The sequence below is a fragment of the Clostridium sp. YIM B02555 genome (assembly GCF_022320955.1).
In the GTDB taxonomy this organism is placed as follows: domain Bacteria; phylum Bacillota; class Clostridia; order Clostridiales; family Clostridiaceae; genus Clostridium; species Clostridium saccharoperbutylacetonicum.
The window spans coordinates 31,480-55,662 of the sequence record NZ_JAKJJY010000014.1; the positions used below are offsets into that span (position 1 = coordinate 31,480).

Genomic DNA, 24,183 nt, shown 5'->3' on the forward strand with positions numbered 1-24,183 from the left:
TTAAAAATATGCTTTTACTTTTCTTTCAATATCTTTTATCAATTTATATTCTATAGAGTCTACTAATGCTATCCAACTGGCTTGAATTACATCTCGGGATACCCCAACTGTACTCCAAGTTTCAATTCCATCTGTTGACTCAATTAAAACTCTTACCTTCGCTTCTGTTGCACTTTCTGAATCTAGAACTCTAACCTTATAATCCACAAGCCTTGCTTGCTTAATCTCTGGATAAAATACTTCAAGCGCTTTTCTTATTGCTTTATCTAGTGCATTTACAGGCCCTTCTCCTTCTGCTGCTGTCATCTCACTTTTCCCATCAACTGTAATATTTATCACAGCTGTTGATGAAAATTCTTCTGAACCATAAGGCTGCTCACCAATAATCTTAAAATGATTTAATTGAAAGAAAGGTTTATATTTCCCAATAATTTTTCTTATAACTAGTTCAATTGTCCCTTCTGCGCCTTCAAATTGATACCCTTCATACTCTAATTCCTTTAATCTATCTGTAATCTTTTTAACAGAATTATCATCTTTAGATATATTAGGGAAAATCTTTTGTATTTCTTGTAGTATTGTACTTTTTCCACTAACTTCTGAAACCAAAAATCTTCTTTTATTTCCAACCAACTCTGGCGCTATATGCTCGTATGATTTTGGTGCTTTGGTTATTGCATCTATATGCATTCCACCTTTATGAGCAAATGCAGAATTCCCTACAAAAGGTTTTTGATCCACTAATGTAACATTGCATATTTCTGATATATATCTTGCAGTCTTAGTTAAATTTTCTAAATTTCTATTATTTAATATCTCATAGCCGAGCTTTAATTTTAATGCTGGTATTATTGCACTTAAATTAGCATTTCCACACCTTTCGCCTATTCCAATAAAAGTACCTTGAACTTGAGTGGCCCCTGCTTCTACTGCCATAATTGAATTTGCCACTGCCATTCCCATGTCATCATGACTGTGAATACCAATTTCTATTGCAATTTGCTCTTTCACAGCCTTAGTTATATCATATATCTCCTTTGGCAAAGTTCCTCCATTAGTATCACACAGCACAACTACATCAGCCCCTGCTTCTTCTGCTGCCTTTAAAGTTTCTAGCGCATAATTCTTTCTTGCTTTATATCCATCATAAAAATGTTCAGCATCAAAAATTACTTTTTTCCCATTTTCACATAAATATTTAATTGTATCTTTTATCATATTAATATTTTCATCCAATGATGTTTTAATAATATCTGTCACTTGAAAATCCCATGACTTTCCAAATACAACAATTACCTCTGCACCTGATGCTAATAAATCTTGTAGATTCTTATCATCTTCCACATTAATATTAGGTCTTCTAGTTGATCCAAACGCCGCCACTTTGGAATTTTTAAATTGTATATCCTTAAGTCTTTTAAAGAATTCCATATCCTTAGGATTTGAACCAGGATTTCCAGCTTCTATATAATCAATATTCATCTCATCTAACACTTTTACTATTTTTATTTTATCTTCTAATGAAAATGAAATTCCTTGGCCTTGCGCTCCATCTCTTAAGGTAGAATCAAATATCTTGACCTGCTTCATTTATCGTATCCCCCTTCCACTCTTATTGCTATATTGCCTTTGCTTCTAGTTTAGTCATTCACTAATAGTTTTCTGATGAATTCTTTATAGTTTTTTCTCCCCTTTGAAGTGCTGTAACCCCAGTTCTAACTAGCTCTTCAATTCCATATTCCTCCATCAGGTTAATTAATGCTGATATTTTATTTTCATCCCCAGTTAATTCAATTGTTAAAGTATCTGTAGATAAATCAATTATCTTACTTCTAAAAATTTTTACAGTTTCATTTATAGCTGCTCTATTTTCTGCATTTGCTTTTACCTTTATTAGCACTAACTCCCTATAAACTGATTCATCAGCTTTAAAATTCACAACTCGTATTACATCTTCTAATTTATTTAATTGCTTTTTTACTTGTTCTAAGGTGTTTTCATCTCCCATTAAGGTAATTGTCATTCTTGAAATTGATGGTTCTTCCGTTCTGCCTGCAGTTAAGCTTTCAATATTATAGCCTCTTCTTGAAAACAACCCGCTAACTCTACTTAAAACACCAGATGAATTTTTTACCAGTACTGATAACACATACTTCTCCATTTACTTCCCCCCTTAAAAATGGTTAAAAAAATCCACCCTTAATGATATGAATCATAAGAAGTGGGATAATATTCCGCCTTATATAATATCACTAGGTTCCAACAAACCCTTGCATATAACGGATGCACACCGGATATCTTTTACTCGAGAAATTTACCTTCTCTTTCTGGATTCTGCTCAGGAGTGATAATTCTAAAGCTAAAGTATCGATTCTCACCAACCATCGACTCTCTGCAACTTGTCTGCTAAACAATTGTCTCCATCATAGCATTTTTTAACGTAAGGACATATTAAGTTTTCTTGTTAGATAGAATTTTACTCTCCGTTTTTACTATTGTCAATATTTTCGTAATATATTTTTCATTCTTGTTTTTTTATTTGCAAAAAGCACTTCTTAATTATTTATTCATTAATTTTTTAGCTATTTTTTTATTATTTTATTAATCATTTTATCATTTATTTGATTATATATATTAATTATCAAATATATTTTAATAAATTAAATATATCCATTTTATACTATTAGTATATAAAAATTACATTCTACTAATGTAATCTCCAAAATCCTCCATATATTCAACTTCTTGAATATCAGCTAAAACTGTATCTAAACTATAATCATATATATTAAATTCAACCTTGGCTTCACATAATTTTGAAATTATTTCTTCTTTTTCATCTTCAAATACTAACTCCTTATTAATTGCATTAATGAAGGCTTCAGTTTTGTATATTTCACATTTTGCTCCTTCCTCAGCTCCTAATTGAGTAAATACAATAAATCTAGGTTGATCACCTCCTATTTCCGTCGCATCTACAAATCCATCCTTGTGAATAACATCATCATATTTCCATTCATAGTATATATTTATATACGCTTTCGCTCCTTCTATATCATTAAATCCTTTACAATTTCCACTTGGCATCACTACTAAATACTCATTATAAGGTTCTTTATCCATTAATCATTCCACCTCCAACTTCTAAAGAATATAACCTCTTATTTTTCGCTTTATGTTATAGTTCTTACTTTTATTTTTTACAATGACTAAATAATAATTCCTTGAAAATTATTCTTATTATCATTTTTATTGTTAAAATAAATTTTAGTTAGAAGTAATAGATAAATGTTACTAATTAAACTTTTCTATACACTCTATTCTTCCTTATCAAACTGTTTTTTATAACTTAACGGACTTGTACCTACATATTTTTTAAATTTACTATGGAAATAGTCTATATTTTTATACCCTATTTTTTCACAAACCTGATATACTTTAAGATTATCATCTACCAATAATAACTTCGCTTTTTCTATTCTTATCTTATCTAAATAAGTATTAAAACTTTCGCCTTCAATACTTTTAAAAAGTTTTCCTAAATACGCACTATTGTAATTAAATATTTCAGCTAAACTTTCTAATTTTATGTCCTTATAATAATTTCTATTTATATAACCAGTCACTCTTTTTATAATATTATCTGAAGAATTTGTCCCAATTTGATTTGAAATATCAGTAAAATTTTTAATCAAATAATCTATTGTGCTTTTCAAACTTAATTGATTATATATGTTTTTTATTATTTCTTCATTATTTATTATTTTGATTTCACTCGAATCATAATCATTAATTAACTTTTCTTTTAGTTCTATAAAGATTCTTGTACTATACGCTTTTATTTCCTCTTCCAAGTATCCCTCTTTTATAATTGCTGCTTCAATATTTCTAAACTCTATTTCTATTTGTTCTAAATCATTAACTTCGACAAAACTATATATTTTAAAAACAACTTCATTGAGATCCACTTTAACATTATTAAAATTTAATTCAATATTGTCTTTTGAAATTATTCCTTTTTCCAAAAATATAAATCTCTTTTCCATAAGTTCCTTTGCTTCATTATAAGCACTTCTTATTTTATTTATCTTATTAACTGGAGTTCCTATAGTTATAAAAATTGGATTTTCCACTTCCTGATCTAATTTTGATTTTACTGCATCTAATGTCTTAAATACCCTCTCTTCTTTAAAACCTTTGAATAAAATTAAAATTAAGTCTTCCAATTTTACTATATCTACATCTCCATGATTTTCAAGTTGTATCTTTACAAACTCCTCCAAATTAAACAAATTATTTTTTTTATTTCTTTGATTAAGTATTAAGGCTACTTGAAACCTATCATAATTATAATAACTTGAATTTAATTCATCTTCTTTATCAAAGTTATACTTCTCATCTAAAATCATTTCTTGCAAATTAGCATAGTGTACTACCGTCCTTTTTAATGCCCATCTTTTTTCAGTTTCTATTTCTTTCTTTAATTTTAATAGAATATCCATTAATTCATCTTCATCAACAGGCTTTAAGATATATGATTTAACTCCATATTTTATTCCTGTTTTAGCATACTCAAAATTAGAATATCCACTTATAATTATAAATTTTCCAGTGAATCCAGCCTCTATAGTTTCCTTAATTACATCCGTTCCAAGCTTTCCTGGAAGTTTTATATCTATTAATACCATATCAGGCTTCAAGTTAATTATTTTATCATATCCATCTTCTGCATCTTGTGCTTCACCACATACCTTAAACCCATTTTCCTCCCAAGGAATTATTTTTCTGAGACCTAGTCTAACATTAGGTTCATCATCTATAATTAAAACATTCAACATTTAAAATCCCTCCATTTTCACTATATAGGAAGAAATAAAGTGACGATTGTCCCTTTTCCAAATTCACTTTCTATCTTCATCCCATATTCTCCTCCATAGTACATTTTTATTCTTTGGTTTACATTCATTAACCCAATACTTTTCCCATTATTTTCTTCAAAGCAATCTAATTTTTTATTTATTTCCTGTAATCTTTCTAATTTAATTCCTACTCCATCATCACAAATCTTTACTATTAAAAGTTTCTCTTTTATAAATATATTAATTATAATAGTACCTTTATTTCTTTTTTCTTCTAATCCATGAACAAATGCGTTTTCTACAACTGGTTGGAGTAACAATGGTAATATTTTATAGCTCTCCGTATCTATATTATCTTCTATATTCATTTCATAACTAACCATGCCTTCAAATCTCATGGATTGAATTTGAAGATATCCTTCTATAAGCTCCAACTCAGATTTAAGTGTAACTTCCTTACCACTAACTTCAAGATTTCTTCTCATTATTTTCCCTAATTTTTTCACTATATCAGCTATTTCCTTATCTCCATTGCAGAAGGCTTTCATTCTAATTGTCTCCAATGTATTATACAAAAAGTGAGGATTTATTTGATTTGCAAGCATCTTAAATTCTGCTTCTTTTTGCCTTAATTTAAGTTGTTCTTTTTGTATTTCTCCTAGATATACTTCATTAATTAATTTATTAATACTTTCAACCATAATATTCAAGTCATCATATAGTTGTCCTATTTCATCATTGCCATCAATCTTCGTCATTATATAAAAATCTCCGTTAACTACTCTATGCATTTCTCTTCTTAACAAATCAATTCTATTTGATATATTCTTAGAAAAATATATTATCATTATTATTGCTAATATAATGGTTGCTGTAATTGCAATTATACTATTAATAATAACCTTATTAGTTTGATCTGTGATTTGAACTATAGGCAAGACTGTAACGACTTTAAAATTATTTTCTAGTGTTTTCTCTATTTTAAATGAATTTAAAATTAAATAGCTATCTTTATCATTAAATTTAGTCTTTAATACATTAATTTCATTAGATTGTGTATTATATTTAAGTAGTTGCTTCTTATCAATTTGATAAGAATTTTTTAATGAAATCACTTCCCCATCTAAAAGTATCATGTTATTATCTGGTTCTGTACTTATTAGATCATTTAATATACTAGGATTAATATTTATAACTAGCACACCAACTAATACTCCATTATTATCCTTTATACTCCTAATTAATGATAAATATTCATGTCCTGTAAATTCATCTGTAGTATATCTCCATGCTATTTTGCCACTATTGCTTACAGCTTTTTTATACCAATCTTCATTTCTTACTTTGTCTGAAACTCTTAGTATTTCAGTATTTCCAAGGATTGTGTCATTATCTACATATACAGTTATACTTGAAAGTTCCCTATAATATTTTAGATAATTTCTGAGTACAGGATAATTAGAATAAGTATTTATAACTTCTCCATAAGTTTGATATCTATTTTTTAAAATTGAAATTAATTTTTCATCTGAATAAGCCAAATCAGATACCTTTGTTGTTAAATTAAGTACTTCTTCTAATCTATTTCGAATTGTATTAGAATTATTTTCTGCATTCTCTATTGCCCTATTTACAATTACATTTGTCATTTGTGTTGTTAAATATGTTCCAACTATTAATGCAGTTGCAATGGTTACTATTAAGTATGTATATATTAGTTTATTTTTTATTTTTATATTATTTATTATAATTCTTATATTTTTTTTCATAGTTAATCCTCTCCAGCAAATATGGAATTATTTAGAAAACATTTGTTATAACATTATACATCACTTCGTATATTTTACATAGTAACTAAAAATCCACTACCTGGTATATATAATTGTACCCAACAGAAAAACTCCATTCTCTATTGGGTACAATTTTAAAGTTCTATAGCATTTCCATTTAATAGCTATTGTAATACTCTATTTACTATTTAAATTTATAGCTTGATTCCAAATTAATTTCACCATTTAATCTTATATCTTCAGAAGAACTTCCAACAAAAATCTCAAAAGCGCCCTCTTCAATTGTCCATTTTTTATCTTCTACACTATAAAATGCTAACGCCTTTTTATCTAATTTAATTTCAATTTCCTTAGTTTCACCAGCTTTTAGATACACCTTATCAAAGCCTTTTAATTCTATTTCAGGTCTTTCTACTGATGCCTCTTCATCTTTTACATAAACTTGAACAGTCTCTGCTCCCTCTATATCTCCTGTATTTGTTAATTTAAATACTACTGATATATCAACATCAGCTACTTCTTCGTTAACTGATATTTTTAAATCCTCATATTTAAAATCTGTATATGAAAGTCCATGACCAAAGCAGAATAGAGGTTCTACGTCATAAGTAGAAAAATATCTATACCCAACAAAAATCCCTTCAGTATATTTAACTTTCTCACCGCCAGGAAACTCTCCTATTTTATGTGCTGGAGAATCTTCTAGTTCTCTTGGGAAAGTAACTGGTAATTTACCTGAAGGATTAACATCTCCAAAAAGTATTTCTGCTAATGCAGTACCACCTTCCATTCCGTTATACCACGTTTGGACTACAGTTGCTGCATTTTCTATCCATTCAGTCATTTTTACTGGTGCCCCACTAAGCATAACTACAATTGCATTTTTATTAACTTCCAATACTCTATTAATAAGCTCATCTTGATTATATGGAAGATCCATATCTGTTTTATCATATCCTTCACTATCTACATAACGCTTTATTTCTTTATCCTTTGATACCGTAAGTGCATTGTTTTCTAATTCCATATCTTCAGCAGTATGCTTTAATCCACCTATTATAACCACTGTATCTGATATTTTAGCTAATTCAACAGCCTCTTCTATTAATTTTTCCTTCTCTGATTTATCAGCACTATATCCCTTAGCATATTTAACTTCTGTTTGTCCACCTAATCTTGTTTTAATTCCTAATAATGGTGTAACTTCATATAAGGCTTTTATTTCAGCACTTCCACCCCCATTGGAGTGCATTGTATTTGCATTTTCACCAATTACTGCTAGAGTCTTTATTTTCTTATCTTTTAATGGTAACACATTATTTTCATTTTTAAGAAGAACTATTGATTCTCTAGCAATATCTAAAGTTTTTTCTCTATGTTTAGGAGAATTATACCTTCCTCTTTTTCTATCATCAGAAAAAATATTTATCTTATACATTAATCTTAAAATTCTTCTTATTTTTTCATTAATTACTTCTTCATTTACTTTGCCTTCTTCTACAGCCTTAATTAATGGGTTAGCAAAAAAATATTCATCAAAATTGTATGTTACGTTCATTTCTATGTCCATACCTGCTGTAGCAGCTTCTATAGTATCATGTATTGCTCCCCAATCTGATACCACAACTCCATCAAAGCCCCATTCATCTTCCAATATTTCTTTTATTAAATATTCACTGTGGGAACAATAGTATCCAAAAAGCTTATTATACGCCGTCATTATTAAATAAGTATTTCCCTCTTTTACTGCTGCCTCAAAAGCTGGTAGATATATTTCTTTTAACGTTCTTTCATCTACTTTTACTTCAACCTTTAATCTTTCAGTTTCCTGATTATTTACTGCAAAATGTTTTACACAAGCTGCCACATCATTATTTTCTTGAACTCCTTTTATAAAAGGCACTGCTAACTTACTTATTAAAAATGGATCTTCAGACATATATTCAAAATTACGTCCACATAAAGGACTTCTCACAATATTAATTCCAGGTCCAAGTATAATATCTTTCCCTCTTCCTCTTGCTTCATTTCCTAAAACTCTACCTGCTTCATGGGCTAAGTTAACATTCCAAGTTGAAGCTAAAGCTGTATTGCATGGAAGATATGTGACATAATCATCTGAATTTCCAATTGGCATCCAGCTATCATCTGGGAATTCTGCTCTTACTCCCATTGGGCCATCAGACATTTTTATTGGAGGTATATTTAATCTTTTTACTCCTTCAGTTCTAAACAAACCATTCCCATGGCACATCGCAACTTTCTCTTCAAGTGTTAATTCCGATATTATTTTCTCTATTTTTTCTTCATCTATTAATTCATCCTTACTCATCACTAACCTCCTAAATATTTGATGCTTTTTGAATAATGAGAACAGCTTTTCCATGTTCTCATTATATTTCCTATCCTTCCAATTTACATGCAATATTACTGTTTCCTGACTTCACTATTATCCTTGTATCATTTCCTTCTATCTTATATTCTGCTCCACAAACTTCAGTTACATTTACTACATTCTTTAAAACAATACTCCAACCTTTATCAGTTCCCTTTGCTTCTATATTAATAGCTTTTTCAGTTTTTAATACTTCAACCTTAAGACTCTCTTTTCTCTCCATATCTAAAATTTTTGCAGTAGCTTTAACATTTTTCTTTAATTCATAGGCTAATATGGTAACTTCTTTTCTATAATCATAATCCGGCACATTATTTTCATATCCTAAAGCTATAAGACTATTTTCTTTTACCATCATAGGTATACTCAAATAATCATGTTTTTCTTTAATCCACTTTCCACCATCATATTGCTTACCTGTTATAAAATTAGTCCATTTTCCTTCAGGCAAATAGTACTTAGCTTCTCCATCTTCATTAAAGATAGGTGCTACCAAAATAGAATCTCCCAACATATATTGTTTATCTAAATAAGTACATGCCGGATCATTTTGGAATTCTAACACCATAGCTCTCATTACAGGAATCCCTTTAACATTAACTGTATTAGCTGTTTCATATAAATATGGCATTATACTACATTTCAGCTTACTGAAGAATTTTACCACCTCTGATGCAGCTTCATCATATGCCCATGGAACTCTGTATGATGTACTTCCATGTAATCTGCTATGTGAAGATAATAAACCAAAGGCAACCCATCTCTTATAAACGTCAGCTGTAGATGTACTTTCGAATCCACCTATATCATGACTCCAGAATCCAAATCCTGACATACATAGCGATAACCCACCTCTTAGACTTTCAGCCATTGATTCATAATCAGATTCACAATCACCACCCCAATGAACTGGAAACTGTTGTCCACCAGCTGTAGCTGATCTTGCAAATACTATTGCATCATTTTCACCTTTAACTTCCTTTATTGTTTCAAAAACAACCTTATTATACATTTGAGTATAATAATTGTGCATCTTGTTTGGATCTGATCCATCGAAGTAAACTACATCAGTTGGTATACGTTCACCAAAATCAGTTTTAAAACAGTCAACTCCCATTACCACTAATTCTTTTAATTTATCTGAATACCACTTACATGCATCTGGATTTGTAAAATCTACAATGGCCACTCCTGGCTGCCACATATCCCATTGCCATACATCCCCATTAGCTTTCTTAATAAGATATCCGTTTTCCTTTCCTTCTTCAAATAGTTTAGATTCTTGGGCTATATAAGGATTAATCCAAACACAGATATTTAAATCTTTTTCTTTTAATCTTTTTAACATTCCTTTTGGATCTGGAAATACTCTGCTATCCCATTCAAAATTACACCAATTAAATTCTTTCATCCAGAAACAATCAAAATGGAATACCCTTAATGGAATCTCTCTTTCTCTCATTCCATCTACAAATTCATTTACTGTTTTTTCATCATAATTTGTTGTAAATGAAGTTGATAACCACAATCCAAATGACCAAGCTGGTGGCATTGCTGGCTTACCTGTTAAATTTGTATAATTTTCAATTACTTCTTTCATTGAGTCTCCACTTATTATGAAGTAATCTAAGCATTCTCCTGGAACACTAAATTGAACCTTGGTTACTTTTTCTGATCCCACTTCAAAAGAAACTTTTTCTGGATGATTTACAAATACACCATATCCTTTATTGGTAAGATAAAATGGAATATTCTTATAACATTGTTCTGTACTTGTTCCACCATCTTCATTCCACACATCTACAGTCTGACCATTCTTTACAAATGGTGTAAATCTCTCACCTAAGCCATATACTAATTCGCCTACAGATAACTGCAGTTGTTCTCTCATGTATATTCCTTTATCTGATGATTCTAGAAATGCTGTTTCTGGTTCAGTTTTTACATAAGCCATCCCTCTATATTTACTAGAAGTTAATTTTTTATCTCCTCTATAAAAACTCATTTCAATTGTATTTTTATCATATTCCATTCTAAGGTTTCCTGATTTGAACGAAACCTTATCTTTATTTTCATCTATCAAAACGTTAGTATCATCATCTTCATAAATTTCAAAGCTTGGACTCTTTTCTTGCTGACCCATATAGTGATAAGCTCTTACTCTTATAACATTCTTCATAGGAGATGTAATTTTATATGTTATAACTGGTCCACCAAGGGTACATCCTCTGTTATATATTTTGCTACAAGGCGTATATATTGTTAAAAGATTTTTTTCAATTTTAGTGTTATAGATTTCTTGTGGACTAAATGTTTCAACTCCTATTTTATTTAACCAACATCCGTTGCTAAATTTCATATTAACACTCCTTCTTCACACAAATTATTTTTATCCTCATTATGTTCAAAGCTATATAAATCATTATACTTGTACTTAATAAATTTGATATATTTTACCTTAACTCTTATTAAACTATCTCTTTATTATTTATATAACCCAGGTAAAATTTTTAATGGAAGGATGTTTTATTTTTGCTAACCCAACTCAGTATTGGGAATATCCAAAAGCATTTACACCCTTCCATCCATTAAAATCTTCATATTTTTATGAAGTAAACTATTCTCTTCATTAGCTTATTTACTTCATAATTTTGATTTAATTATTCCAAAGTTTAATCTTATCTACTGTTAATTTACTCATGCCTTCATCAAGTTTGTCTATATTCATTGCTTTAAGATCTTGTTGAATTTTATCCCAAGCTGAATCGAAATTAGATTCACTTCCAAGAATTGCTTGAGTTATAGCCTTTTGAGTATAATCATCAGCTTTCTTTTGAATTATAGCCATATCACTATCACTTGGAATATTATATTCCCATGCTTGTCCGTGTTTAGATTGACCTAAATCTTTTGCTGGTGGGAAAAACTCTACAAAAGATTTCTTTCCATAACCTGCTAAGGTAGCTTTTTCACCCTTATTATAATTTTGAATGAAATTATCTAAAGTATTAGTAGTATAAGAATTTCCTGTTGGATCTATAGCCCCATCTCCTCTTTCTGGGAATGGATAATTATATTGCCCTATACCAGTCTTCTTTTTAAAGTCCTTATCAGAATTTTTTTGTTGTTGTATCTCTGGTAAAAAAATTCTCTTACCATTTTCAACTTTGTAATGTTTTCCTTCAACTCCCCAGTTTAATAAAACTTGAGCTTCATCTGATGCCAACCAATTTAAAAAATCAAAAGCTCTGTCTTTGTTTTTACTTGTTGAAGATATAGCAACTCCCCAGCCACCACTATATCCATAATCTTTCATAGTTTGATCTTTATATTTATCTCCCAATGTAACTGAAAGTGGTGCAAATGTTCTTTCATCCATTCCTGATGAAATTAATGCTTTTGTTGCAGTATCATAATCCCACTTTGGATCTGTTAATCCTAAAACATTACCTTGAGTTATCTTTGCACGATATACGTCTTCCTTTTGTGTAAATGATTCTGGATCTAACAATCCTTCTGCATTCATATGATTTAACCATTTGAAGTACTCTTTAACTTCTGGTAATTCAAATTTATAAGTAGCTTTTTGAGTTTCATCATCTATTTTAAACTGTCCATCATCTGGTATTCCAGCTACTTGGCTAGCTATATTTCCACATGTTATCAACCATCTCCAATCACTTGCCATTAGCGTCATCCCAATTGTTTTTTTACCATTTATTTCAGGATATTTTTTTATATATGCTTTTATTGCATTTTCATAGTCTTGTAAATTCTTAATTTGTGGATATCCCAAATCTTTTAAAACAGCGTGCTGTAATTGCATAATTCCATTTGGATCAAATATATCTGAATGTACTCCATATGTTCCAACCGTATATATAGATGGATCTTCTGTACTATATTTTAATCTCTTTAATTGATCTCCATAAAGTGCCTTTAAATTATCACCCTTCTTATCGATATAATCATCAAGTTTAATAATTGCCCCTGCATCTACTAACTTACCTGTATCACCTTTAGCATAAATTAAATCTGGATAATCACCACTCGCTATCATTAAAGGAATTGCTTGAGTATCTCCTGCTACTGGATGTGATATTTTTAAGGTTACCCCTGTAAGTTCTGTTATTTTCTTTGCTACATCATCATCAAAAAGCATATCTTCTGTTGAATCAACAGTATACATAGTTAATGTTACTGGTGTCTTATCCATTGTTCCACCACTAGCCGATGTCGCTTTATCTCCTTTTGAGCTTCCACCACACCCAACAAACAAACTTGCTACTAAAGTAAATGAAATTATTACTGATAAAATTTTACTTTTTTTCATGTCTAGTCCTTCTTTCTTTATTACAGTTTATTTATATTAAATGAATATTTTTTTAACCAAGCTAACGCCATGTCAAACCAAACTTTAACTTCTGGATTAATATGCCCATCACCATTTGCAGTAACTTCATCACAAAGCGCTAAGCCATGCCATCCATCTTCAAATATATGAAGTTCATACGGAATCTTAGTTTTCGATAATTCATTTGCAAAATTGAGTGTATTTCTTACACTTACTAATCCATCATTAGCCGTATGCCACATAAATGTAGGGGGTGTTTTTTCAGTTATATAATTTGTAAGAGCTAATTTCTCAATATACTCATTTGATGGCTCTGGTTCTCCAAAAATGGAATCGTTGGATACCCTCCAAAATTCATGCAAAAATTTATCATTTGTTTCTACTAGAACTTCTTTCATTAATGCATAATCTAAGACTGGATAACCTAATATCATACCATTGGGTTTAAATAATTCATTATCTACATCAAACTTTCTTTTTAACAATTCGTCTTGCCAATGCACCCCAAGGCTAGCGGCCACATATCCACCAGCTGAAAATCCACATAGAAAAATCTTCTCACTATCTATTGACCATCTTTCTGAATTTTCTCGTACAGTCAATATTGCTTTAGCTAAATCAAACAATGGTTGTGGATATTTCACTCCCTTATTTCCTTCGATTTCCTTTGGCAGATTGTTGAAATCCAATTTTGAATTATTAAAATATGTTCCATATCTAAGCACAAAAGTGTTATAACCTTCTCCTGCAAATTTCATTGCTATTGGTTCTGCTTCTCTATCGGAAGTATATAAAAATCCTCCTCCTGGACAAATGATTATTGCTGGGCGCTTTTTTAATTTTATTTCCTCTGAATTATCTAAAATATATGATGTTAAGATAACCTCTTCATTATCTTCCCACAGTTTAGTTTTTTCAATTAACAATTATGATTCCCCCTTATAAAAATCAACATAACTTCCCATCTAATATTATCAACTTTTAACTGCACCTAAAGTCATTCCTGTTACAAAATATTTCTGTACAAATGGATATACAAGTAATATTGGGCCAGTTGCAACCATTGTTATTGCCATCTTTATTGATTCTGGATTAACAGCGGCTGCTTGCAATGCTACACTGTTTGGATCTACCTTTGCACTTGCATTTGCGGTGCTCATTACCTTCATAAGTTCATATTGAAGTGTTGTTAAACCATCACTTTGTCTTGCATAAAGGTAAGTATCAAACCAGCTGTTCCATTGACCTACAGCTATAAACAAGGCTACAGTTGCAATTACCGGCAAACAAAGTGGCAGCACTATCTTGGTAAATATTACAAAATCATTTGCACCATCTATCATAGCTGATTCATTTAATGCTGGAGGTAATCCATCAATAAATGATCTAATAACAATTACATTAAAAGCACTTATTAACCCAGGCAATATATATACAGCAAAATTGTTTACCAATCCTAAATTTTTTATCAACATATATTCAGGTATTAATCCTCCACTTACATACATTGTTAAAACAAATAATATTGTAACAAATTTATTGAATATGAATTCTCTTCTGCTTAATACAAATGCTACCATTGCACTCGCTAAAACTCCTGTTATAGTACCTACTACAGTTCTAAGTACTGATATCAAAAGTCCCTGAGGTAACTTACTACTTCCCTCGAAAATTTCCTTGTAGTTCTGTATTGTAAGAGATCTTGGCCATATGTGAATTCCACCTTTAACTGTATCTGATGCATCATTTAATGAAATTGCTAATACATTTAAAAATGGATATATTGTTACTAGCGCAATTATTGTCATAATAATAACTAATACTATATCAAATCTTTTAATCTTCTTCTTCACTGGATATCCCCCTCTTTAAATGAATTTTGGTTAGTTATTTCAACATGTTCTAAATCAAAGCACCTTCTCCAGCTCTTTTTGCTAACTTATTTGCAGAAAATAACAAAATAATGCTAACAATTGACCTAAATATACCTATTGCAGTACCAAAAGAATATCTAAACATTCCGATACCATAATCCAAAGCGTACTTATCTATTACCAATGATTTATCTGCAACAACAGGATTTCCAAGTAACATTTGTTTTTCAAAACCTATATTCAGTAAATTTCCTATACTCATTATTAACAAAACTATTATCGTTGGCTTTATTGAAGGTAATGTTATACTAATAATCTGTCTTATCCGTCCTGCCCCATCAACTTTTGCAGCATCATACATTTCTGGATCTATAGCTGTTATAGCAGCTAGATATATTATGGCATTCCATCCCATTTCCTTCCAAATATCTCCTGTAGTTACTATACCCCAAAATAAACTTGGATCTGACATAAAGCTTATAGGGTTATTAATTATATGAAATTTTACTAATAATTCATTGACTATTCCACTTGGCGCAAGCATACTTGTAATTATACTTGCAGCTACTACCCAAGATATAAAATGAGGTAAATACGAAATAGTTTGTACACTCTTTTTGAATTTTACATTTTTCAATTCATTCAACAACAAAGCAAAACCTATTGCACATATAGTTCCAAACACTAATCCCAACAAACTCATAGCAATAGTATTTTCTAATGATTGATAAAATTGTGGTTCCGTGAATAATACTTTAAACTGTTTTAATCCAGTCCATGTTTGATCAAAAAATGATTTACCAGGCTTATAATCCTGAAAGGCCATCGACCATCCGATTAATGGCATATATTTAAAAATAATTATCCAAACCACAAAAGGCAGTGACATAAATATTAGGAATTTTTGTTTCTTTATTAATTTCCATAAATTTTTCTTCTGTCTTTTAGTTTTATCTTTTAGTAGCATTTCTGTATCAATTTTTGAAATTTGCATCTATGTACCTCCTTATTTTCTCTCTAACTTATGTATTAATTTTAATCTGGATTTTCAAACTCAACTACCCGAAAAAATGTATATGTTTTCATATAAAAATTAGAGTTCCCAATTATGTTGGAGTAAATTTCTTGCTATTGTAAGCAATAATTTCTATAGTCCTTATATTGCTTTATAATTACTGATTGATAGATAAAAGCCCCTTAATTAAAAAGGACAGTAGCTAAATTGCTATAAAAGCAATCTATCTACTGTACCATAGTTTTTAAGATAACAAAAGATTTCTGAGTGCTGGAATACTAATTTCAGTACTTGGCTTAAAATCCTTAGATTTTACGTAATTAAACATACTAAATAATAATTGTCTTCCATCTGGTTGATTAATTATCTTATTATAGTCACACGCACAAACTAACAGTTTCCCATTTAATACCTTACATTCAAAAATTAATCCCAACTTATGATTTCGCTCAAAATTATCTATTGTTTGCACAATAGGTCTAAAGTCCTTTGCAGTATCATCTAAAATAATCGAGCATGAATTTGAGACTATGTTCCACCATTGATAGGTTGAATATTCTTCACAAGGAAAATCATTAAAAATAGGATGTGTATTATTAATCAATAAGCCCATAGTACCTATAGGAACTTTTTTGCCCATGCTTTCAGAAATAGAACGGAACATTGGATAACACCAAAAATCTGTACAAAAAAATCCATCTATTTTATTTTTCAAAGTATCTGCTTGGGGAAATAATATTACCTTTTCGCCATTTTCAAGTAATTCAATTACCCCTTTGGATAAATTATTAAATATATTTACACCTGCCTTATCCCAAATAACATTCTTCGGATAAATCCACAAATCATAGTTTTTTTCAACACCTATCTCCTTTACTTGAAGTGATAGTGTTAATTTTTTCATCAAAGTTATATTAGGCATTTTTATATTAATATCACATATATCAATATAATTTTGATTTTCAATATTGCAAATATAACTTTCTCCTTTTTCATATACAGTATTACTATCTTTTAGTTCCCAGAACAAATTTAAACTATGTAATGGGATGTCTTTGAAATAGCAAAGTTCAACATGCGCATCAAAATTTTCTTCTGATATATAATTATACTTATTAAATCTCGCCATAAGCACTGAATCTGAGCAAAAACTACGCCATTCTTCTGGTGAAATCAATCCTTTTGAATCCATAAATGAATCTAACATCCCTACTAATGCTGTTCCCTGTCCGCTAAAATCTTGTAAATCTAAAAGCTGAAATCCTCCTAGTCTTCTTGATCTAAATGCTGCTTCTAATTCCTCTTTATAACAAGACACTGCAAGTCTTCCTGAGCAGTAAAAATACTTTTCTGCTAAATCACCAAGACCTCTTTCTTCAAGTTTTTGTTTAAACATTTCAAAATTCTTTGCCTTTAAAGGCCCTCTATATTTTTTTATTTCATTAAAATCTGGATAGGTTGCATACTGACCAATTTCATGTGAAATTACCGGAACTCTTGGTATAATTTCAGAATCATAATTAGCTGCTTGAACAATTTTAGTCTCTGTACCAAATTGAATTTCTATTGGATCATCACAGTTTACTATTAAATTTTTCTGAGCATCAACTAATTTAGGAATAATATTTTCATCATAATCTTTCATTGTACTAGGCGCGTCAATTTGTATGTGACCTAAGGGCGCATCACACATTGCGTAAGATCCTCTTAAAAGACGATATTTTGAAAATCTAACTCCAGAGAAAAAATCATCATTTTCTAGAATCACAGGACAAAACTGAAAATTATTTGACCCTTGTGTATAAAGATGGCGATTATCTAATTCTTTATACCTTTTTAATATATCATCTAATTTCTCCTTACTACCCCAAAGTTCATTTCCAAGAGACATCATAACAAATGAAGGATGATTTCCAAAGCATTTTAGCATAGAAACCCCTTCATTAAATAAAAAATCTTGCTCAACTTGATTATGTTTTTTATCATTCTCATCAGTAATAGTTCCCCAAAATGGTAGTTCAGGTTGCATATAAATTCCAAGGATATCAGCCGCAATAAATGCAGCTTCAGGAGGACAGCACGTATGAAACCGATAATGATTTATTCCATATGACTTTGAAATCTTCAAAACTTTTAACCATTCTTCAACAGTTGTTGGAGCAAAACCTGTTAATGGAAAAATCAAGCCATCATGTTTCCCTCTAAGAAAGGTTTCAACACCATTTATTGTAAACTTATTACCTTGTGTCTTAAATTCACGAAGTCCAAATATAACCTCATTAGTATCTGTTATTAATCCATTAATCACAAGCTTTAATTTTAACTTATATAAATTAGGTTCATATTCACTCCAGAACAAAGCATCTTCTCCCAGCTCATAAGTTATAAAAACCTCATTTGAAGCAAGTTTAAAATCAACTTCTTCTACCTTATGTTCCTTTTCACTATTAAAACTTACTCCTGAAATTGAGATAATGCCTTCATTTACTCCAATAAGCTTCGCCTTTATGGTAACAGATTTTTCTCTATTATTAGGATAAATTTGGATATCACTTATATAACTCCTCTCATATATTTGCAATTCTAGTTTTCCTGTAATACCATTCCAATTTGTTTGTGTATCCGCTGAAGTTAAATGACCTCCCTTAGTTGGATAATTTGTATTATCAACACATATTTTTATTACATGCTCACCAGTTGACATGTAGTTTGTTATGTCATAAACATGTGGTGTACAAATACTATTTTGTGTACCAACTATAAATTCATCTATCCAAATAGTAGTTACACGTGTTCTTTCCAAATAAAGAAAACACTTCTTACTGGCAACATCCTCAGAAATATAAATGGTTTTTGAAAACCATACATACCCTTCAAATTTATATTCTTCAGTCAGAAATCCAAGTTCAACTTTTTCATTTTTCTTACCTTTTTTAAAGTAAGAAGTTGTACCTGGTAGTGTCATTGTATCGTTAAATGGTTCACTTACTCCCAATTTTTCTTCATCTAATTGAAATCTCCAAATACCACTTAAATCAATTATTTTATACATTTATCCATCTTCCTTATATACTCAGAATTCTAATACTCTTTATTTAATTAGTCATTTATATTGTATTTTTCTTTTATTTCTTCATTTAATTCATCAATTGTTTTATTTTCTATTTTCATTATTAAATAGCATATTATACTTGCTCCAAATAGAACTCCTACTAATGATATTCTCGTAATCCTTATAAGTGCTAATACAATGATAATCATAGATATACAGCTTAAACTTATATATATTTTTTTGATTAATAATTTTATTGAAAGTTGAAATAAATATATCATTTTAATGTTATACCTTGAGATAATAGGATATATATAAAAACTTAGCATAATTACGACTATTAACAAAAGTAAACATATAATCGAAAGATATGTATTTCCTATTGAATTAAAATACTCCATATCAGAGTATAAGATCCCCATAAAACTATTTAATATTATACCTATAAAAATTCCTTGGAAAAAATTCATTTTATACAATCGAAAAAAATCCTTTGAAGGACATATATCCCCTTCATTTATAAATTTTCCACTTATCGAGAAAAGTGTTGTTATCGCTGGTCCAAGCAATATTGAGAACACTAATAATATTGACATAGATATGTGGCCTTCAAAAAAATATATATATAATAAAAATGGAGATATCATTATCAAAAACCAAAAGTTTATTACAAAGAACTTGGTTATACACACTGTAATTTTATATACTATACTATCTAGTATTCCAGACTTACTTCTCATATAAAATTTTCACTTCCTATTTAAATAATTCATTATAAATGATAATATTTTACCATTATTATATAGCTAATTATTTTAATGTCCTACTATAAAAATTTTATATGTTTTACCTTAAACATTAGATATACAAAATATATTTCGTAAAAATATTAATTAGATATATAACTTCTAATTAATACTATACATGTAACTTCTGAAAATATTGATAGAATTTTTTCATTAATTGGTAACTGACCATTGATAACTGAAAGTTATAATATATATTATAAAAATAGACAGCTCATACATATTCAATAAGTATAAGCTGTCTATTTCATAATTCTAATTAAAATATATGCTAATTATATTTCTTCTTTATCATCCTCAAATAATAATTCCATGAAAATTATACCTATATTCTTTATTATTAACTTTAAATTTAATAAATAATTATAAAAATCATTCAAAGCTACTAATTTAGGCACATTCATGGAATTATCATAAGCATGCTTTCTGTTTATCTATAAGGAACTCTTAAGCATTTTAAATTTTCCCTTATCAAATAAAAATACATATTTAAGCCTAATCAATTAGTATTTTTATTACCACTGGCTTATCACTTTTCACACTATTAGTCTTTATTTGCAAACCGTTTTTCGTTCTTGTCCATTCTATAACTTCTTCAAAGCCCAGAACAGAAACCTCCTTTACTATACCGTGAAATTTAGGCAACAAAGAAGCATCCTGTTCTGCCAATTCAACCAAGTTCACAAATCCATCCTCTGGATAATTTAACACTGTCGCATATAAATAACAACCTTTTATAGTATAACGGATATCTTTGCTAGTAAAAACTTTGTCCTTACCATCAGAAAATTGGCCTTCAGTAATCTTTGTTGGTCCTTCACCAGGAACTCTATAAATACCTGCGCCATATATTGCTTCTCCATTTACCTTGAGCCATTCCCCTATCTCAAGTAAAATATTTTTATCTTCCTTTGGAATTGATCCATCTGCCTTCGGTCCAACATTCAATAATAAGCGACCATTTTTACTTACAATATCCACCAAATCACAAATAATATCTTTTGCCTTCTTATAATTATTATTTTTAGTATAACACCAAGAATTCTTTGCAACTGCTGTATCTGTTTGCCAGATGAACGGCTTAATATCAGCAAATTGTCCTCTTTCAATATCAATAACAGCTGTACCAAACATGAATGCATCATGCTTATAGTTAATTACCACACCGTCTAATCCCCATTCTTTTGCCCTGTTATAATAATATGCGGCAAATTTTTTTAAATATGGTTTTAAAGAACTATGCTGTATCCACCAATCAAAATACATTATTTTAGGCCTAAATTTATCTACAATTTCACAGCATCGAACTAGCCAATCCTCTAAAAATTCTTTTGTCGGTGTTGGTTCACTAAATAAATCATGATGATTCTTTTCTTCCATAGCAGGCCAATAAAAGTCTCCTTCTTTTTCTTCATTGGTTATATCACTTTCAAATTCTCTCCCATGCCCCATAAAGAACCAATGCTCTACACGATGAGAGGAAGCACCATTCTTCATTCCGCGTTCTTGAAACGCTTGAGATAATTCCCCTAGAATATCTCTTCTAGGACCCATTTCATAAGCATTCCATTTTGAGATTTCACTTTTGTACATTTGAAATCCATCATGATGTTCTGCTACTGGTATCGCATATTGAGCGCCCGCATTTTTAAATAAATCTGCCCACTCATCTGCATTAAACTTTTCACCTCTGAACATTAGAATAAAATCTTTATACCCAAAATCCTTATGTTCACCATAAATTTTCCTATGGTGCTCAAATTCAGTACTTCCCTTAATATACATATTTCTTGAATACCACTCATTTCCAAACTCCGGTACACTATAAACTCCCCAGTGAATAAAAATTCCAAACTTAACATCCTTATACCACTTTGGTACCTGGTACTCACCTAATGAGTCCCAATTATCATAAAAAGGACCTTTATCAATAACCTGATCAATTATTTTAAGATAGTTTTCTTTGTTATACATCATTAAGCCTCCTCATATAATTTTATATATCCACTAATAGTTACCTTTTCTTAGGAAATTTCTTAAATAAATAATGAAAGAATAATTTCTTTCTAAAAAAAACAGCAGATATTTTGGTTTTACTCAAAAAGTTATCTACTGCTTTTTATATTCTAAATAAACTGCTTAATTGTATTTTTTCTCAATTAAATTTGCTAAATCATGAGCCATTTTATCTATTTCTGCTTGGTCTTCTCCTTCAAGCATTACTCTAACTAATGGTTCTGTTCCTGAAGGTCTTATTAAAACTCTTCCAACACCATTTAATGCATCTTCTATTTTCTTTATTTCACTTTGTATTTCATTATCTGTTAGATATAGATCTTTTTTATCATTTGGTACTGTAGCATTTGCTAATACTTGTGGTAATTCTTTCATTATAGAACACAATTCTGATAATGGAGTTTCTTTTTTCTTAACAATGCTTGCAATTTGAAGAGCTGTAACTAATCCATCTCCAGTTGAATTATAATCTAAAAATATTACATGTCCAGATTGTTCTCCACCTAAAACATATTTTTCTTTTACCATCTCTTCTAAAACGTATCTATCTCCAACACTAGTTTTAACAAGATTTATTCCTTCTTTTTTACATGCAAGATCTAATCCAAGATTACTCATAACAGTTACTACTAAAGTATTATCTTTTAATTTTCCAATTTCTTTTAAATACTTAGCACACAACATTAATATGAAATCACCATTTATTAAATTCCCTTTTTCATCTACTGCTAAACATCTATCTGCATCACCATCAAAGGCAAACCCCAAATCACATTTCTTTTTCACAACATATTCCATCAATTCTTCTGGATGTGTTGACCCACAATTTTCATTTATATTTGTTCCATCTGGATTATCATTAACTACAAAAACTTCAGCACCTAATTCTCTAAATGCTTTTACTGAGGATTTATACGATGCTCCATTTGCACAATCTAAAGCTACCTTTAGACCTTTTAAATTGTATGGAATTGTGTCCTTAGCAAATTCTATATAATCATCTAATGCAGATACCTCTATAGTTTCTCTTCCTAAGTCTGTCCCAACTGGATTAGGCACTCCTTCAAAATCACTTTCTATAATTCTTTGGATTTCATCTTCTAATTCATCTGAAAGCTTGTACCCTTTGTCATCAAAAAATTTAATACCATTATACTCTACAGGATTATGTGATGCTGAAATCATGACACCTGCATCTGCACCATATTTTCTTGTTAAATATGCTACTGCTGGTGTTGGCACTACTCCAAGCACTACAGCTTCAGCTCCAACTGATAATATTCCTGCTATCAATGCTGATTCTAGCATATCACCTGATATTCTTGTATCTTTTGCAACTAATATCTTAGGCTTATGAGCTCCTTCTGTTAATACATATGCACCAGCTCTTCCAAGATTATATGCTGTTATTGCTGTCAATTCTGTATTTGCAACTCCTCTAACACCATCAGTTCCAAACATTCTACCCATAATTTTACCTCACTTTTTCATTCTGTTATAATTGCTACATTAACCACATATTTTATAGCTCTTATTATAAAAAACAATATATAATTATTATCTCTTCATTTGCTTTACCTTAAATAGTATAATATTTTTAAATAATATTTACAATCTTCTATTTATTTTAATACTTATTATTTTAAAATTGAATATAATTTTTTATAATTTAATAGTTCATATCAATTTCTTTGTTATCTTTTAATCTTTCAAGTACGGTATTATATCCATCACTTCCATAATTCAAACATCTATTAACTCTGCTGATAGTTGCTGTACTTGCTCCTGTTACTTCTGCAATTTCTGAATAAGTCTTTTTGTTTTTAAGTAATGCTGCTACATGTAACCTTTGTGCCAAAGCTTTAACTTCATTTATAGTTGCCACATCTTCAAAAAACCTATAACATTCATCTATATCCTTTAGTTCTAAAATTGCATTAAAAAAAATATCTAACTCTTGACTCTTAATTTTTGATTCAAAAGAACTCACTTTATCACCTCATTGCATAACTATTTACATCT

Annotated in this window: 16 protein-coding genes; all 16 read right to left on the reverse strand. The window is 29.7% G+C overall.

The annotated features are described in order from the left end of the window. Positions 1 to 1,590, reverse strand: a complete 1,590-nt coding sequence (gene cimA, locus L3B98_RS17925; RefSeq protein ID WP_238917756.1) for a citramalate synthase — start codon at positions 1,588 to 1,590, stop codon at positions 1 to 3. A 61-nt stretch (positions 1,591 to 1,651) separates the two neighbouring features. Then, positions 1,652 to 2,161 carry an acetolactate synthase small subunit gene (gene ilvN, locus L3B98_RS17930; RefSeq protein WP_015390418.1) on the reverse strand — a complete coding sequence of 170 codons (510 nt, stop codon included), beginning with the start codon at positions 2,159 to 2,161 and terminating at the stop codon, positions 1,652 to 1,654. Positions 2,162 to 2,697: 536 nt separating this feature from the next. Beyond that, the gene (locus L3B98_RS17935) at positions 2,698 to 3,123 is read right to left on the reverse strand and encodes a hypothetical protein (RefSeq protein ID WP_015390417.1); all 426 of its coding nucleotides are present in this window, start codon (positions 3,121 to 3,123) and stop codon (positions 2,698 to 2,700) included. Positions 3,124 to 3,317: 194 nt separating this feature from the next. Further along, complete coding sequence (locus L3B98_RS17940; RefSeq protein WP_238917757.1) at positions 3,318 to 4,838, reverse strand: response regulator; 1,521 nt, start codon at positions 4,836 to 4,838, stop codon at positions 3,318 to 3,320. A gap of 20 nt (positions 4,839 to 4,858) precedes the next feature. Beyond that, positions 4,859 to 6,628, reverse strand: a complete 1,770-nt coding sequence (locus L3B98_RS17945; RefSeq protein WP_238917758.1) for a histidine kinase — start codon at positions 6,626 to 6,628, stop codon at positions 4,859 to 4,861. A gap of 205 nt (positions 6,629 to 6,833) precedes the next feature. After that, positions 6,834 to 8,981 (reverse strand): glycoside hydrolase family 3 C-terminal domain-containing protein, encoded by a 2,148-nt coding sequence (locus tag L3B98_RS17950; RefSeq protein WP_238917759.1) that lies wholly within the window; start codon positions 8,979 to 8,981, stop codon positions 6,834 to 6,836. A gap of 70 nt (positions 8,982 to 9,051) precedes the next feature. Further along, on the reverse strand, positions 9,052 to 11,403 hold the full coding sequence (yicI, locus tag L3B98_RS17955) for an alpha-xylosidase (protein WP_238917760.1): 2,352 nt from the start codon (positions 11,401 to 11,403) through the stop codon (positions 9,052 to 9,054). Between the two features lie 297 nt (positions 11,404 to 11,700). After that, positions 11,701 to 13,377 carry an ABC transporter substrate-binding protein gene (locus L3B98_RS17960; protein ID WP_238917761.1) on the reverse strand — a complete coding sequence of 559 codons (1,677 nt, stop codon included), beginning with the start codon at positions 13,375 to 13,377 and terminating at the stop codon, positions 11,701 to 11,703. Between the two features lie 20 nt (positions 13,378 to 13,397). Next, positions 13,398 to 14,324 (reverse strand): alpha/beta hydrolase, encoded by a 927-nt coding sequence (locus L3B98_RS17965; RefSeq protein ID WP_238917762.1) that lies wholly within the window; start codon positions 14,322 to 14,324, stop codon positions 13,398 to 13,400. A gap of 48 nt (positions 14,325 to 14,372) precedes the next feature. Further along, on the reverse strand, positions 14,373 to 15,206 hold the full coding sequence (locus tag L3B98_RS17970; protein WP_042314968.1) for a carbohydrate ABC transporter permease: 834 nt from the start codon (positions 15,204 to 15,206) through the stop codon (positions 14,373 to 14,375). A gap of 94 nt (positions 15,207 to 15,300) precedes the next feature. Beyond that, the gene (locus L3B98_RS17975; RefSeq protein WP_238917763.1) at positions 15,301 to 16,266 is read right to left on the reverse strand and encodes an ABC transporter permease subunit; all 966 of its coding nucleotides are present in this window, start codon (positions 16,264 to 16,266) and stop codon (positions 15,301 to 15,303) included. A gap of 265 nt (positions 16,267 to 16,531) precedes the next feature. Beyond that, the gene (locus L3B98_RS17980; protein WP_238917764.1) at positions 16,532 to 19,339 is read right to left on the reverse strand and encodes a sugar-binding domain-containing protein; all 2,808 of its coding nucleotides are present in this window, start codon (positions 19,337 to 19,339) and stop codon (positions 16,532 to 16,534) included. A gap of 47 nt (positions 19,340 to 19,386) precedes the next feature. Beyond that, entirely contained in the window at positions 19,387 to 20,079 is a 693-nt protein-coding gene (locus tag L3B98_RS17985; RefSeq protein WP_275298453.1) for a YesL family protein, read from the reverse strand. Positions 20,080 to 20,640: 561 nt separating this feature from the next. Beyond that, positions 20,641 to 22,119 carry an alpha-L-fucosidase gene (locus L3B98_RS17990; RefSeq protein WP_238917765.1) on the reverse strand — a complete coding sequence of 493 codons (1,479 nt, stop codon included), beginning with the start codon at positions 22,117 to 22,119 and terminating at the stop codon, positions 20,641 to 20,643. A gap of 165 nt (positions 22,120 to 22,284) precedes the next feature. After that, positions 22,285 to 23,631, reverse strand: a complete 1,347-nt coding sequence (gene glmM / locus L3B98_RS17995) for a phosphoglucosamine mutase (RefSeq protein WP_077359862.1) — start codon at positions 23,629 to 23,631, stop codon at positions 22,285 to 22,287. A gap of 199 nt (positions 23,632 to 23,830) precedes the next feature. Continuing rightward, the gene (locus tag L3B98_RS18000; RefSeq protein ID WP_077359860.1) at positions 23,831 to 24,151 is read right to left on the reverse strand and encodes a YerC/YecD family TrpR-related protein; all 321 of its coding nucleotides are present in this window, start codon (positions 24,149 to 24,151) and stop codon (positions 23,831 to 23,833) included. Positions 24,152 to 24,183: the final 32 nt, after the last annotated feature.

Coding starts and splice junctions, on each gene's coding strand:
- L3B98_RS17990 (WP_238917765.1), bottom strand. CDS start 22,119: ATGTATAACAAAGAAAACTATCTTAAAATAATTGATCAGGTTATTGAT.
- cimA (WP_238917756.1), bottom strand. CDS start 1,590: ATGAAGCAGGTCAAGATATTTGATTCTACCTTAAGAGATGGAGCGCAA.
- L3B98_RS17975 (WP_238917763.1), bottom strand. CDS start 16,266: ATGCAAATTTCAAAAATTGATACAGAAATGCTACTAAAAGATAAAACT.
- L3B98_RS17945 (WP_238917758.1), bottom strand. CDS start 6,628: ATGAAAAAAAATATAAGAATTATAATAAATAATATAAAAATAAAAAAT.
- L3B98_RS17980 (WP_238917764.1), bottom strand. CDS start 19,339: ATGTATAAAATAATTGATTTAAGTGGTATTTGGAGATTTCAATTAGAT.
- L3B98_RS17970 (WP_042314968.1), bottom strand. CDS start 15,206: ATGACAATAATTGCGCTAGTAACAATATATCCATTTTTAAATGTATTA.
- L3B98_RS17960 (WP_238917761.1), bottom strand. CDS start 13,377: ATGAAAAAAAGTAAAATTTTATCAGTAATAATTTCATTTACTTTAGTA.
- L3B98_RS17935 (WP_015390417.1), bottom strand. CDS start 3,123: ATGGATAAAGAACCTTATAATGAGTATTTAGTAGTGATGCCAAGTGGA.
- yicI (WP_238917760.1), bottom strand. CDS start 11,403: ATGAAATTTAGCAACGGATGTTGGTTAAATAAAATAGGAGTTGAAACA.
- L3B98_RS17940 (WP_238917757.1), bottom strand. CDS start 4,838: ATGTTGAATGTTTTAATTATAGATGATGAACCTAATGTTAGACTAGGT.
- L3B98_RS17985 (WP_275298453.1), bottom strand. CDS start 20,079: ATGAGAAGTAAGTCTGGAATACTAGATAGTATAGTATATAAAATTACA.
- ilvN (WP_015390418.1), bottom strand. CDS start 2,161: ATGGAGAAGTATGTGTTATCAGTACTGGTAAAAAATTCATCTGGTGTT.
- L3B98_RS17950 (WP_238917759.1), bottom strand. CDS start 8,981: ATGAGTAAGGATGAATTAATAGATGAAGAAAAAATAGAGAAAATAATA.
- glmM (WP_077359862.1), bottom strand. CDS start 23,631: ATGGGTAGAATGTTTGGAACTGATGGTGTTAGAGGAGTTGCAAATACA.